We start from the raw sequence: 13,392 nt of genomic DNA on the forward strand, positions 1-13,392 counted from the left end.
TTTCTCCATGAGCCTCTCCCCCGCACCACAGATCCGCATCCCCGCCACCTACCTGCGCGGCGGCACCAGCAAGGGCGTGTTCTTCTGCCTGGACGACCTGCCCGCCCCCGCCCAGCAACCCGGCCCCGCGCGCGACGCGCTGCTGCTGCGCGTGCTGGGCAGCCCCGATCCGTATGGCAAGCAGATCGACGGCATGGGCAATGCGTCATCGAGCACCAGCAAGGCGGTGATCCTGTCGCGCAGCACACGGCCGGGGCACGACGTGGACTACCTGTTTGGCCAGGTGTCCATCGACCAGCCCTTCGTGGACTGGAGCGGCAACTGCGGCAACCTCTCGGCGGCGGTGGGGCCCTGCGCCATCCACATGGGGCTGATCGATGCGGCGCGCCTTCAGCAGGACGGCACCTTTCCCGTCCGCGTCTGGCAGGCCAACATTGGCAAGACCATCGTGGCGCATGTGCCCATGGCCCACGGGCAGGTGCAGGAGACAGGCGACTTTGAACTGGACGGCGTGACTTTTGCTGCGGCCGAGGTGGCACTGGAGTTCATAGACCCGGCGGACGATGGGGAAGAAGGCGGCGCCATGTTCCCCACCGGCAATGTGGTGGACACCTTGGAAGTGCCGGGCGTCGGCAGCTTCGCCGCCACGCTGATCAACGCGGGCATCCCCACCATTTTTCTCAACGCACAGGAGCTGGGCTACACCGGCACCGAGCTGCAAGGCGCAATCAATGGCGATGCGGCGGCACTCGCGCGCTTCGAGGCCATCCGCGCCCATGGCGCCTTGCGCATGGGGCTGATCCAAGCTCTTGGCGAGGCCGCCACCCGCCAGCACACGCCCAAGATCGCGTTCGTGGCGCCACCGGCGAGCTACACCGCCTCCAGCGGCAAAGCCATTGACGCCAAAGACATCGATCTGCTGGTGCGCGCGCTCTCCATGGGCCAGTTGCACCACGCGATGATGGGCACGGCGGCGGTGGCCATTGGCACGGCAGCAGCCATCCCCGGCACGCTGGTCAACCTGGCGGCAGGCGGTGGCGTGCGCAGCAGCGTGCGGTTTGGCCACCCCTCGGGCACCCTGTGCGTGGGGGCCGAGGCAACGCAACTCAACGGCCAGTGGAAGGTGACCAAGGCCCTCATGAGCCGCAGCGCCCGCATCCTGATGGAAGGCTGGGTGCGTGTGCCTGCGGACACTTTTAAAGCAAAAATGGCCTGAAGCGCTCGTGATTCATGCGCCAGCAGCTATCAAATATATAGCTACTCAATTCACCAACCACAACATGAATACCAAACAACAACTCAAGACGCTGGCCCAGGCCCGCCGGGGCGTCATCGTGCCCGGCGCTTTCAACGCCCTCTCCGCCCGCGTGGTGGCCGACCTGGGCTTTGAAGCCCTCTACGTCACCGGCGCAGGCGTCACCAACATGTGGTTCGGCCTGCCCGACCAGGCCTTCATGGGCCTCACCGACATTGCCGACCACACGGCGCGCATCCGCGACGCGGTGGACCTGCCACTCATCGTCGATGCCGACACCGGCTTTGGCAACGCGCTCAACACCTACCACGCGGTGCGGGTGCTGGAGCGCGCGGGCGCCGACTGCATCCAGCTCGAAGACCAGGTCAGCCCCAAGCGCTGTGGGCATTTCAACGGCAAGGAGGTGATTGCCGCCGACGAGATGCTGGGCAAGATCAAGGCGGCCGTGGACGCGCGCCGCGACGCAGGCACCCTCATCCTGGCCCGCACCGACGCCTGCGCCACCCAGGGCTTCGAGGCTGCCGTGGAGCGCGCCCGGCGGTTTGAGGAGGCTGGCGCCGACATCCTGTTTGTCGAAGCTGTCACCACGCTGGACGAGATCCGCGCCCTGCCCCAGCGGCTGGCAGCGCCGCAGCTGATGAACATGGTGATTGGCGGCAAGACCCCCATCACCAGTGCCGAAGAACTGGCCACCCTGGGCTATGGCCTGGTGCTGTACGCCAACGCGGCGCTGCAGGGCGCGGTGGCAGGCATGCAAAAGGCGCTCAAGGTGCTGCGCGACCATCAGCGCATCGACGAAGACCCCGCCCTCGTGGCACCCTTTGCCGAACGCCAGCGGCTGGTGCGCAAGGCCGACTGGGATGCGCTGGAGGCCAAGTACGCCAGCGGCAGGCCATAGCGCCGCACACGGTGCGAATGGTGCAGATGGATTGAACCGAGCAAACACCTGTCTCGTTTTTGCATTCGAGACAGCACAAGCGGTTGGCGCGGAGCACAATGGGTGAATCCGCCACACCGTGTACGCCGCCTGATGCAAAGCATTTCTTCACTGAACCTGGCGAACTTGTTGCTGGACGCCGTCTGCATCGTTCAAACAGACAGCACGATCGTGTTTGTCAGTGCCGCGTTCGAACGCATCTTTGGTTACAAGCCCGAGGAAGTCATTGGCAAGCGCATGCTGGACATGGTGCACCCCGACGACCTGCCCGCCACGCAACGCCAGGCCCAGAGCGTGACCCAGGGCGAGCTGCAGCTGCAGTTTGAAAACCGCTATGTGCGCAAGGACGGCTCCATTGCCCACATCCGCTGGACAGCACGCTGGTTGCCCGACAGGCAAGTCCGGCTGGCCGTGGCCCATGACATCACGGAGCGCAAGGCTGCAGAGTCTATGCAAGCGGTGATCTACGCCATCTCCGAAGCCGCGCACACCACGCACAACCTGCAGGCGCTGTTCCAGCACATTCATCAGATCGTGGGCGGGCTGTTGCCTGCCACCAATTTTGCGGTGGCTCTGTATGACGCGCTGAGCGACCGACTCAGTTTTCCGTACCATGTCAACGAATACCTGCCTGCACCCGCGACCATGGCCCTGGCCGACGACGCCCGCTATGCCGAGGTGATCCGTGGCGGTGCCACCCTGCTGCTGACGCCGGATGCGCCCATGGCACACGCCCTTGGTGGCGAGCACCAACCCTTGTACTGGCTGGGCGTACCCCTGCAGACGCAGCGCGGGCCGCTGGGCGCGCTGGTGCTGCAAAGCTATACCGAGCAAGGCCGCTACACCGACAAGGACAAAGAGCTGCTGCAGTTCGTCTCCACCCAGGTGGCGGCCGCCATTGAACGCAAACAGATGTATGAGCGCCTGGAGCACATGGCGCAGTACGACCAGCTCACGCACCTGCCCAACCGCCAGCTGTTTCTGGACCGGCTCAAGACCGCCCTGGCCCGCGCGCGGCGCGAGCAGACGCTGCTGTCGCTGCTGTTCATTGACTTGGACCGCTTCAAGGAAGTGAACGACACGCTGGGCCACGCCATGGGCGACCTGCTGCTGCAGCGGGTGGCACAGCGGCTGCTCGAATGCGTGCGTGCATCCGACACCGTGGCGCGGCTGGGGGGCGATGAATTTGTGGTGCTGCTCGAAGGAGGCCAGGCCCGCGAGCATGCGAGTGCAGCGGCCCACAAGATCCTGGCTGCGTTTGGCCAGGACTTCGACCTGGAAGGCCAACGCCTGTACATCCAGCCCAGCATTGGCGTGGCCATCTACCCCGAGCATGGCGGCGAAGAACACCGCCTGCTGGGCCATGCCGACGAGGCCATGTACCTGTCCAAGCGCAACGGCGGCAACCAGGTGCGGGTGGCGCTGGCGCCCCTGTACTCCTGATACGCCTGAAACTCCCGACGCACAGGGCCCCAACCGTGCAGCCGCCGTCCACGCCCGCGAGTAGCGCCTCTTTCAACGGGCAGCCCCAAGGTGTCAAAGCCATCATGCTGCAGCTGGCCGTGCGCTCGGGCCTGACTGCCGTGGCCGTGCCAGTGGCGCTCGCGGTGACGCTGCTGCTCTATCCGGTGTGGTCATGGCTGGAGCGCACCACGGGCATCGAAAGCGTGGGCCACAGCGGGCCCGCCGGTTGGTGCTACCTGGCAGTCTGGGTGCCGATGGCTGCAGCCCTGCTTCTGCCTCCGCTGTGGAGGCTGGTGCTGGCACTTTGGCGTGGAGTTGAAGGCCCCGCGAACACCCCGCGCTGAGCGCCATGTGCAGGCGCTGAGGGCAACACCCAACCAAACCCTGTCTCTGTGCATCCCTGGAACGCAGAGACTTAATCACCTGTGCCTTAGGGGTTCTTGGGCGCAGGCCGGTCGCCACAAGCGGATCGTCGCACAATGCGGCCTTGCACCCGCAGCCCCTCGGCCGGATGCTCCGGCCCCTCTCCCGGCCCCTTCATCCCACCCGGCGCGCAGCGCCGCACACCCATGCTCTACAACGCCCTGAAGCTTGTCCATGTCCTGTCCATCATCGTGTGGGTGGGGGGCATGGTGTTCGCCCATTTCTTTTTGCGCCCCGCCGCGCAGTCGCTGGAGCCGCCGCAGCGCGTGCGGCTGATGCATGACGTGCTGCAGCGCTTTTTTGCGGCCGTCACTGCCGCTGTGGTGCTGGTGCTGGGTAGCGGCCTGTGGATGATCGGCCGCGCGGCCAAGCAGGCCGTGCAGACGGGCGGCGTGTTCTCCATGCCGCTGGACTGGACCATCATGGCCACGCTGGGCCTGGTGATGATCGCCATCTTTGGCCATATCCGCTTTGCACTGTTCCGGCGCCTGCAGCGTGCCGTAGCGGCCTCAGACTGGCCCAGCGGCGCCAAGGCCCTGGGCAGCATCCGCAGTTGGGTGGGCGTGAACCTGGCGCTGGGTGTGGTGATCGTTGTGGTCACCCTGCTGGTCTAGCACCACCTGGCCCTCGCTCGCATTTCGTATTGATTGGATGGGCACGCAGGCTGCCGCCCCGCGCGGCAGTGCATACCGCGTGGCCCCAGGAGTCTTGACGTTGTTCCGTTTTTTCGAAAGCCGACTTCCCCCCTACCCCGCTGCCGAGCCGCACTTGCCGCCCAATGCCTTCTTGGCCTTTGTGTGGGACTGCACCCGGGGCCTGCGGGGCTACGTGGCTGCTATGGCAGGCCTGTCTGCAGCCATTGCCGTTTACGAGGCTCTGCTTTTTGCGGTGCTGGGCGTGGTGGTGGACTGGATCTCCACCTCCGCATCTCCGGGCACGCTATGGGCCGAACGCAGAGCGGCGCTGATCGGCATCACCGCGCTGCTGCTGGTATCGGTGGTGCTGGTCGCCTGGCAGACCAGCATCAAGCACCAGGTGCTGGCCATCAACTTTCCGCTGCGCCTGCGCTGGAACTTTCACCGCCTGATGCTGGGCCAGAGCATGGCGTTCTATGCCGACGAGTTTGCGGGCCGCATCACCACCAAGATCATGCAGACCGCGCTGGCCGTGCGCGACATGATCTTTACGACCACCGACGTGGTGATCGGCATGGGCATCTACCTGGTCACCATCCTCGTGCTGCTGGCCGGTTTTGACGCGCGGCTGCTGCTGCCGTTTGCCGCGTGGATGGTGGCCTATGGCCTGGCCTGCTGGTACTTTGTGCCGCGCCTGGGCCAGGTGGGCAAGCAGCAGGCCGATGCGCGCTCGGTGATGACCGGGCGGATCACCGACGCGTACACCAACATCGCCACCGTCAAGCTCTTCTCTCACACGCGGCGCGAATCCGAATTTGCGCGCGCGGCGATGGATGCCTTCAAGCTCACCGGCTACGCGCAAATGCGGCTGGTGAGCCTGTTCGAGATCGTCAACCAGCTGCTGGTGGTGGCCATGATTCTCGGCGCCTGCGGCACAGCCCTGTGGCTGTGGTCTGCGGGCGAGGTGGGTGCGGGCGCCGTGGCCGCCGTCACGGCCATGACACTGCGCGTGTCGGGGCACGCCCACTGGGTGATGTGGGAGATGACCACCCTGTTTGAAAGCGTGGGCACCATCCAGGACGGCATCAACACACTGACCCGACCACGCACCGTGGTGGATGCCCCCGATGCCAAACCCCTGGTCGTGACCCGGGGCGAGGTGCGCTTTGAGGACATGAGCTTTGCCTACGGCAGCGGCCCCGATGCGCGCCCGGTCATCGACCGCCTCAACCTCACCATCCGCCCCGGCGAAAAGATTGGCCTCATTGGCCGCTCGGGCGCAGGCAAGTCCACGCTGGTCAACCTGCTGCTGCGCTTTCATGATGTGCAGTCCGGCCGCATCCTCATCGACGGGCAGGACATTGCGCAGGTCACCCAGGACAGCCTGCGCCGCCACATCGGCATGGTCACGCAAGACACCTCGCTGCTGCACCGGTCCATGCGCGACAACATTCTGTACGGCCGCCCCGATGCCAGCGAGGCCGACCTGCACCAGGCGGCCGAGCGTGCCGAAGCCGCCGACTTCATCGCCACCCTCACCGACTTGCAGGGCTGCACCGGCTACGACGCCCATGTGGGCGAGCGCGGCGTGAAGCTCTCGGGCGGCCAGCGCCAGCGTGTGGCCATTGCACGCGTGATGCTGAAAGACGCGCCCATCCTGCTGCTGGACGAAGCCACCAGCGCGCTCGACTCCGAGGTGGAAGCCGCGATCCAGCAAAGCCTGGACGGCCTGATGAAAGGCAAGACCGTGATTGCCATCGCCCACCGCCTGTCCACCATCGCCGCCATGGACCGCCTCATCGTGATGGACGCGGGCCGCATTGTGGAAGAAGGCACACACGCCCAGCTGCTGGGCCAGGGCGGCGTGTATGCCCGGCTGTGGGGCCACCAGAGCGGCGGATTCCTGGGCGAATCGGAAGAAGACTGAGTCCGCGAGGACGGACACGAGCCGCCTGGGCGACACGCTGTCGCGCACGCGGCTGTGCGGCGGGTGAGTTGTCCCTACGGTGGCGGGTTTCAACCACCGGATGGAATCGCACCGATGATCAAAGTCACCGCCGTTTACCGCTGGCGTGAAGGCGCCACCTTCAACCACGACTACTACCACTCCGAGCACATGCGCATCGCCCGCGCGGCCCTGCAGCCACTGGGCCTTGTGCGGCTGGAGAGCGACCGCGTTCTCTACCCCGGCGAGCCGCGCCCAGGCCAGATCGTGGCGCTGACCAACGCGTTCTTCAGCGACCTGAAGCAGGCCCAGACGGCCGCCAAAGCGACGATGGCAGAGCTGTCGGCCGACATCCCCAACTACACCAACATCCAGCCCGATTCGTACTTTGCGCAGGCGTTGGAGCACTCTGTCACCACCTGACGGCCTCGTGGGTTTGCGGTGGGTGGCCCACCCCTACCCACGTTCACGCAAGGCCTTGAACAGCAGGCCCAGGCACACGCCCATGCCCAGCAAGGGGATGGCCGCCAGCACCGCCACCACGGCACGCGCCAGGGGCGACCAGTCAAAGTCGCGCGCCGTGCGCCACGCGCCCAGCGCGGCGATCAGGCCCAGCACCAGCATGCCCATGCGGAAGCTGGCTCCGGGTTTGAAGAAAGCCATCAGCAATGCCCCATTGGCCACACCAATGCACAGTGCCGCATGGCCCAGGTGCCATGCAAACGTGGAGGTGGAGCGCCCATAGCGGGCATCGTCATGGGCATCGCCCTCGTCGCCCTCGTCGTCCTCTTCGCTGCGATGCGTCGGGCCTGTGCGGCTGCGCGATGGGCTGGGCGCCGGCGAACGCGGAGTCTGCGGCTCTGGCAGCCTGGCTGTACCTGGGGACGGCGGGGCGCCATCGCCCCGCCCCCACTCGCCTGCGGACAGACCCGCCGGTGCCGCTGTGCCCACCACCCGCGCGGCGGCCCCACCAGGAGCCTGAAGACTCGGGGCGAGTCCACGCTCTTGCAGCACAGCGCGCAGCCGCCCCGGCTCGCGCAGCGCCATCACCAGCGCCCGCACGGGACCTTGCTCCTGTGGCTTGATGCGCAGGTCGGCCACCTGCATGGTGGTGCCCCGTGTGTTGGCCAGCATGAACAGCGCCTTGGCCACCAGCGCGTCCTTGGGGCCGCCCTTGCCGCTTTCGATAAAGGTTCCCAGGTTGTAGGTGGCGTCGGCGTGGCCCGCCTCGGCCGCCTGGGCATACCAGGCGCGGGCCTGGGCCAGATTCACGGGGCTGCCATAGCGGCCGTGCTCGTCGCTGGTGCCCAGGTGAAAAGCCGCGTGCGGGTCCCCTTCGCGGGCGTACCAAGCAGGCAGGTCGCGCAGGGGGTTGCCAGTCCACACCAGGGGTGCTGCGGCACCTGACGTGGACGCAGCCGCAGAAGCCGCAGCCATGGGCGCCAGGCTGAGGCCGCCGGGCGATTCAGAGGCCTCCTGGGCCTGTTTCTTTTGCTGCACCCGCTGCCGCTGCTCTTGCGCAGCGGCGTTCCACTTGGCGGCTTGCTGCGCATCCGCCGGTCCACCCCAGCCGCGCTCAAACATCACGGCCAAAAGGCGTTTGGCAGGTTCATGGTCCCAGTCCGCCGCGCGCTGGCACCAGGAGCGTGCGTTCTCGTAGTTGGGCTGCTCCCAGCCGATCACGGTCTCCAGCGCCTGCAGAAACGCGGCCACCTCGTGGCCCTGGGCCGCTGCGGGCTCGAGTGCGTCTGCCGCTTCGATGCGCTTGCGCGAGTACAAGGCCAGTTGCTCGCTGCGGGCCACGGCGTCATCCACCGCCTTGCGCTCTTCGTCCACGATCTGCAGCAGTGGCTCGCCCGGCGCGGCCTTCAGCCGCGCCATCAGGGCCTGGATGCGGGCCTTGGCCTTGTCCGGAAAGCGCTCGTAGAAGGCTAGGGCGTCCTTGCGGTTCTCCGCATCATGCGCGCCCATGAGCTGTAGCGCAGCCGCCAGATCGAAATGCCTGCGCTGGCCCATGGTGCCAAATCGCAAGGCCCGGCCCAGCGCATACAGCGCATGCGGGTTGCCCCGCGCGGCCCAGCGCCGGTACTCGGCCCAGGCCCTGGCGTCATCGCCCGCCTGCCGCGCCCGTGCCGCGTGGCGCACCTGCAGATCGGGCTCTTCCGGGGCATCGCCGTTGGCCAGGTAGTGCACGCCACTTTGCGGGTCATAGAGGTTCAGGCCCAGGCGGGCCGCTTGCTCCCAGCCATCGTCAAACGGTGGGCCCCAGTCAGGAAAGCGGGTGTTGATGCCCACGCCAAAGGTCGGATCGGTGATGTCAGGGCCGCCAAGGTAGATGTCCCAGAACCCGGGAAAGCGCGGCTCGACGGCCTGGGCCCACGCTGCGTACTTGGGGTTCATCGGCACCTGGCGGCCTGCCTCCACGCGCTCGTACTGCGCGTCCGCCTCGGCCTTGGTCGTGGGCCACGGCCAATCGGCGGGCTTTTCCCAGATCTGGATGGTGTAGCTCACGAATCCCTCCTCGGATGCCGCTCCGATGCGGCTTGTTGTGGGTGTTGACGTTCGTCAATTGCGAGCGAATTCTAGAAGCGCACCCCGCTCGCCTGCATCGCAGGCACTTCTCTGTTTTGTCCAGTGATGTGCCAGCACCACACCCGGATAACGCTCCCGCCTTTTGGGTAAAAATGGGCTGTAGCGCTGGTAATTCATGCCCAATTAGCTCTTCTTTTTATAGCAAACCATGTCCACACCACCCCTTTCTGCCATGGCCCTCGCCATGCCTGTGCCCAACGGCGAGCAGCTCAAGGCCGCGCGCGTTGCGGCCGGGCTCAGCCAGGCGCAAGCCGCCGAACTCATGGGCTACCCGCTGCAGACTGGCAGCCGGGGCGGCGTGCAGTCGCGCACCTGGCAGGCGCTGGAGAGCATGACCGACGAGCGCAACATGCAAGGGCCGGTGTTTGCGATGTTTTTGTTGCTCACCGGACAGCATCCCGATCTTGTGCTCGCACCACGTTCTCCGTCGGCGGACACCCCTGCAAACGCACCTGCACCTGGCCCGCAATAAAAAAGGCGGAACGGCCCGAAGGCTGTTCCGCCAAGTCTTTACAGGGAGCAAAAGGGGTCAGCGGACGATCAGTCCACCTTGATGTTGGCCGCCTTGATGACCTGCGCCCACTTGTCCACTTCGGCCTTCTGGAACGTGGCGATCTGGGCCACGCTCATGTCGGCAGGCTCCATGCCAAACCCCTTGAGGCGGGTCTGCATGTCGGGCTGGGCGAGGATTTTGCGAATCTCGTCGTGCAGGCGGCTCACCACCGGAGTGGGCGTGCCGGCCGGCACAAAAATCGCCTGCCAGGACTGCACCTCGAAGTCCTTGAGCTCGGCCACACCCGACTCTGCCACTGTGGGCACATCGGGCATGGAGGCCAGGCGCTTGGGCGACGTGACGGCGATGGCGCGCAGCTTGCCGCTTTGAATGTGCGGTGCAGCCACCACCGTGGTGTCAAACATCATGTCCACCTGGCCGCTGATCACGTCCTGGATGGCGGGGCCGCTGCCCTTGTAGGGAATGTGCGTGAACTTCACGCCCGACTTGTAGGCCAGCAGTTCCACCGCCAGATGCTGTGAGCTGCCCGTGCCAGCCGACGCGGACGACAGGCCGCCCTGCTTGCCCTTGGCGGCCGTCAGCACGTCCTTCAGGGTTTTGTAGGGACTGGCGGCGGACACCACCAGCACCACCGGGTTGGTGCCGATCAGCGTGACGGGGCTGAACGACTTGATGGGGTCGTAGCCCAGCTTGGGGTACAGGCTGATGTTGATGGCATGCGAGCTGACGGTGCCGCCCAGCAGTGTGTAACCGTCCGGGGCCGAGCGCGCGGCCGCCTCCGAACCGATGCTGCCTGCGGCGCCACCCTTGTTCTCCACCACCACCGTGGTGCCCAGGGCTGTGCCCAGTTGCTGGCCGATCAGACGGGCCAGGGTGTCGGTGGTGCCACCGGCGGCAAAGGGCACCACGTAGCTGATGGGTTTGCCGGTGGGCCAGGTGGTCTGGGCCATGGCGGGCAGCGCCATCAGCGCGCCTGCAGCAGCCAGCGCTGCGGATTGGACCAGGGTTCTGCGTTGCATGTGTTTGTCTCCTTGGGGTAATGAAAAAAGGGCGATCTCAGGGCATGTCGACGATCTCGATCCAGTTGGGGTTCTTGCCCACCGGAACGCGGGTGGGTGCGCCGGGCAGGCCCGTGGCTGCGTCGATGGGGTGCAGGGCGACGTGGTGTGAATCCTGCCCCGCGGCAATCAGGAAGCGGCCAGACGCGTCCACGGCAAAACCGCGCGGCGTCTTTTCGGTGGGCACCTGCCCCAGCGGTTGCAGCTGCCCGGTGGCGGCATCGACGCGAAACGTGCTCAGTGTGCTGGACGTTCGCTCCGACGCATACAGCGTGCGGCCATCGGGCGACAGGTGAATGTCGGCGGCCCAGGGCTTGCCGGTAAAGCCTGCTGGCAATTTGGTGGTGCGCTGCAGCGGGCGCAGGGTGCCGCGTTCCTTGTCGTAGGCCATTACATGCAGGGCAGCATCCAGCTCGTCCAGCAGGTACAGGTGGCGCTGGTCGCGGCTCCAGACAAAGTGGCGGGGGCCGGATTTTTCGGGCGCGACCGGCGTCAGCGCGGGCTCGTGGGCGGTGAGCTTGCCTGTCTCGGCATCGAACTTCCAGGCCGAGAGGTGGTCGCCACCCAGGCTGGTCGCCAAGACATAGCGGTTGGCGGCATCCGCATGGATGGCATGCGCGTTGGGGGCGGTGGGGATGAGTTGCTGCACCGCGCCCACCACGCCGTCCTTGCCAATGCTGTTGACGGTGATCTTGTGGCCGGGGTAGGAGGCTGCGAACAGCCAGCGCCCGTTGGCGTCGGTGTCGATATTGGCCATGCTGTCGGCCAACGGCGCCTCGCCCAGCTTACGCAGCTTGCCGCTGGCTGGGTCAATGGCCAGGCTGACCACCCGAAACGGCTGCGAGCGCAGCGCCACATAGAGCACGCGTTTGTCCGGGCTGACAGCCATGGGCATGGCGGTGCCCCCCACTGCCGTGGTGTCCACGGGCTTGAGCGTTCCGGCGGCGCGGTCCAGCTCCAGCACCGAGACATCCTGGCTGTCTGCGTTGGCCACGTACACCCACGTGGCGGCCTGCGCCGCCTGGGCGCCCAACACGGCAGCGACGGCCAGCGCCACGGGCGCGGCCCGGCGATGGATGCGGAATGGGAGGGTCATGCAATGTCCTTTGAGAATGGCCGCACGGCGGCTGCGAAGCGCGCTGGCCATCGTGGTTGCTGGGGTTTCGCTGCCTTGCTGGAGGCCACTTGGAGCGTGGCGAAACCGCTGGGTATTGCTCATTTGTGATATGTCGTCATACAACAAGGTTGGCATTCTGACCCAGGAAAGATGGGGATGGAGAAAGGGATTACCCGAAGTGATGCATGGACTAAAACGCCCGCCCATTGGCCTTTCCCAGCGATCTACAACTCAAAAATCTCAGTACAAACCCTGAAATTCCGTTGAATATGCCCACAACCCACGAGCAAGGGATTGTGTTTTTTCGAGCCTGGTTGTACGATGACTAACAACACAAACACACGGAGACCTTCCATGAGCCTGCAACGTCGCGCAATTCTTCTGGCCTGTACCGCCGCCCTGGCTGCGGCATCTGCCACGGCCCAGACCGCCGACTGGCCCACCAAGACCTTGCGCATCGTGGTGCCCTACCCGCCAGGCGGCAGCTCGGACATCATTGCGCGCTCCATCAGCCAGGCGCTGTCCGAGTCGCTCAAGCAAAGCGTGATCGTCGAGAACAAACCCGGCGCCAACGGCAACCTGGGCGCTGACTTTGTGGCCAAGGCCGAGCCCGATGGCTACACCATGCTGCTGTGCGATGTGGGTGCACTGGCCATCAGCCCCTCGGTCTACACCAAGCTGTCGTTCGACCCGTCCAAAGACCTGCGCGGTGTGACCATGCTGGCCTACTCGCCCCACCTGCTGGTGGTGCACCCCTCGGTGCCGGTTAACAACCTCAAGGAGCTGATCGCCTACTCCAAGAAGAACGAGCTGAACTTTGCCGTGACGGCCACCGGCAGCGCTCCCCACCTTGCCGGCGTGGCGCTGGAGCGCGCCAGCGGCGCACGCTGGCAGTACATCCCCTACAAGGGCGGCGTCACCGCGATTCAGGACACCGTGGCGGGCCAGACCCAGGTGCTGATGAACGGCATGCTGGCCACCCTGCCCCAGGTACAAAACGGCAAGCTCAAGGTGCTGGGCGTTTCCAAGTCCACCCGCATGCCGCTGATCGGTGACGTGCCCACGATTGCCGAGCAAGGTGTGGCCGGCTACGAGTCCGGCACCTGGCAAGGCGTGCTGCTGCCACGCGGCACACCCGATGCGGTCGTGCAAAAGCTCAACAAGGCGCTCATCACTGCCATCCGTGCACCCGAGATCCGCTCGCGCCTGGCCGGCCAGGGCGCCGAAGTGGTGACCATGACCTCCACCGAACAGGACCAGTTCTTCGCCAAGGAACGCGCGCGCTGGGCCAGCGTGGTGAAGGCCGCCAACATCAAGCTCGACTGAGCGCCACAGACACCCGTTTCATTCACCATCCTCTCCCGCTGCAATGACCATGACCCCGCAAGAACTCAAATCCATCATGGGCTCCGGCCTGCTCTCGTTCCCCATCACCGACTTCGACGAGCAGGG

At 65.9% G+C, this 13,392-nt stretch carries 12 protein-coding genes; 9 read left to right on the forward strand and 3 right to left on the reverse strand.

Translation table 11 applies throughout. The features are described from left to right. The first annotated feature begins 7 nt into the window (after positions 1-7). The 7 genes from prpF to ACODSM_RS21305 all read left to right on the forward strand — a co-directional run bounded on the left by prpF (position 8) and on the right by ACODSM_RS21305 (position 7,082). Complete coding sequence (prpF, locus tag ACODSM_RS21275) at positions 8-1,216, forward strand: 2-methylaconitate cis-trans isomerase PrpF (RefSeq protein ID WP_488806812.1); 1,209 nt, start codon at positions 8-10, stop codon at positions 1,214-1,216. Positions 1,217-1,280: 64 nt separating this feature from the next. After that, positions 1,281-2,153 carry an isocitrate lyase/PEP mutase family protein gene (locus ACODSM_RS21280; RefSeq protein ID WP_295942024.1) on the forward strand — a complete coding sequence of 291 codons (873 nt, stop codon included), beginning with the start codon at positions 1,281-1,283 and terminating at the stop codon, positions 2,151-2,153. Positions 2,154-2,285: 132 nt separating this feature from the next. Beyond that, positions 2,286-3,635 (forward strand): sensor domain-containing protein, encoded by a 1,350-nt coding sequence (locus ACODSM_RS21285; protein WP_488806813.1) that lies wholly within the window; start codon positions 2,286-2,288, stop codon positions 3,633-3,635. A gap of 35 nt (positions 3,636-3,670) precedes the next feature. Then, complete coding sequence (locus tag ACODSM_RS21290) at positions 3,671-4,000, forward strand: hypothetical protein (protein WP_488806814.1); 330 nt, start codon at positions 3,671-3,673, stop codon at positions 3,998-4,000. A 225-nt stretch (positions 4,001-4,225) separates the two neighbouring features. Further along, positions 4,226-4,693 (forward strand): CopD family protein, encoded by a 468-nt coding sequence (locus tag ACODSM_RS21295; protein ID WP_060986535.1) that lies wholly within the window; start codon positions 4,226-4,228, stop codon positions 4,691-4,693. Between the two features lie 100 nt (positions 4,694-4,793). Beyond that, on the forward strand, positions 4,794-6,641 hold the full coding sequence (locus tag ACODSM_RS21300; protein ID WP_488806815.1) for an ABC transporter ATP-binding protein: 1,848 nt from the start codon (positions 4,794-4,796) through the stop codon (positions 6,639-6,641). A gap of 114 nt (positions 6,642-6,755) precedes the next feature. Beyond that, a complete protein-coding gene (locus ACODSM_RS21305; protein ID WP_476016630.1) occupies positions 6,756-7,082 on the forward strand; it encodes an EthD family reductase in 327 nt (108 codons plus the stop codon). A gap of 33 nt (positions 7,083-7,115) precedes the next feature. On the opposite strand, the gene ACODSM_RS21310 is transcribed toward ACODSM_RS21305, so the two are convergent. Continuing rightward, positions 7,116-9,170 carry a tetratricopeptide repeat protein gene (locus tag ACODSM_RS21310; protein ID WP_488806816.1) on the reverse strand — a complete coding sequence of 685 codons (2,055 nt, stop codon included), beginning with the start codon at positions 9,168-9,170 and terminating at the stop codon, positions 7,116-7,118. Positions 9,171-9,399: 229 nt separating this feature from the next. Here ACODSM_RS21310 and ACODSM_RS21315 point away from each other — a divergent pair, with 229 nt between their 5' ends. Beyond that, entirely contained in the window at positions 9,400-9,723 is a 324-nt protein-coding gene (locus tag ACODSM_RS21315) for a helix-turn-helix domain-containing protein (RefSeq protein WP_288853254.1), read from the forward strand. 68 nt (positions 9,724-9,791) lie between these two features. Here ACODSM_RS21315 and ACODSM_RS21320 read toward each other — a convergent pair whose 3' ends face one another. After that, entirely contained in the window at positions 9,792-10,784 is a 993-nt protein-coding gene (locus tag ACODSM_RS21320; protein ID WP_015014200.1) for a Bug family tripartite tricarboxylate transporter substrate binding protein, read from the reverse strand. Positions 10,785-10,821: 37 nt separating this feature from the next. Further along, a complete protein-coding gene (locus ACODSM_RS21325; protein WP_488806817.1) occupies positions 10,822-11,919 on the reverse strand; it encodes a lactonase family protein in 1,098 nt (365 codons plus the stop codon). A 375-nt stretch (positions 11,920-12,294) separates the two neighbouring features. Here ACODSM_RS21325 and ACODSM_RS21330 point away from each other — a divergent pair, with 375 nt between their 5' ends. Beyond that, a complete protein-coding gene (locus ACODSM_RS21330; RefSeq protein ID WP_060984441.1) occupies positions 12,295-13,266 on the forward strand; it encodes a Bug family tripartite tricarboxylate transporter substrate binding protein in 972 nt (323 codons plus the stop codon). Positions 13,267-13,392 lie beyond the last annotated feature (126 nt).

The organism is Acidovorax sp. FG42, from assembly GCF_057809195.1.

What these genes read in the sequence shown, in the direction of transcription:
- prpF (WP_488806812.1), top strand. Translation starts at nt 8, where the DNA reads ATGAGCCTCTCCCCCGCACCACAGATCCGCATCCCCGCCACCTACCTG.
- ACODSM_RS21280 (WP_295942024.1), top strand. Translation starts at nt 1,281, where the DNA reads ATGAATACCAAACAACAACTCAAGACGCTGGCCCAGGCCCGCCGGGGC.
- ACODSM_RS21285 (WP_488806813.1), top strand. Translation starts at nt 2,286, where the DNA reads ATGCAAAGCATTTCTTCACTGAACCTGGCGAACTTGTTGCTGGACGCC.
- ACODSM_RS21295 (WP_060986535.1), top strand. Translation starts at nt 4,226, where the DNA reads ATGCTCTACAACGCCCTGAAGCTTGTCCATGTCCTGTCCATCATCGTG.
- ACODSM_RS21305 (WP_476016630.1), top strand. Translation starts at nt 6,756, where the DNA reads ATGATCAAAGTCACCGCCGTTTACCGCTGGCGTGAAGGCGCCACCTTC.
- ACODSM_RS21315 (WP_288853254.1), top strand. Translation starts at nt 9,400, where the DNA reads ATGTCCACACCACCCCTTTCTGCCATGGCCCTCGCCATGCCTGTGCCC.
- ACODSM_RS21320 (WP_015014200.1), bottom strand. Translation starts at nt 10,784, where the DNA reads ATGCAACGCAGAACCCTGGTCCAATCCGCAGCGCTGGCTGCTGCAGGC.
- ACODSM_RS21325 (WP_488806817.1), bottom strand. Translation starts at nt 11,919, where the DNA reads ATGACCCTCCCATTCCGCATCCATCGCCGGGCCGCGCCCGTGGCGCTG.
- ACODSM_RS21330 (WP_060984441.1), top strand. Translation starts at nt 12,295, where the DNA reads ATGAGCCTGCAACGTCGCGCAATTCTTCTGGCCTGTACCGCCGCCCTG.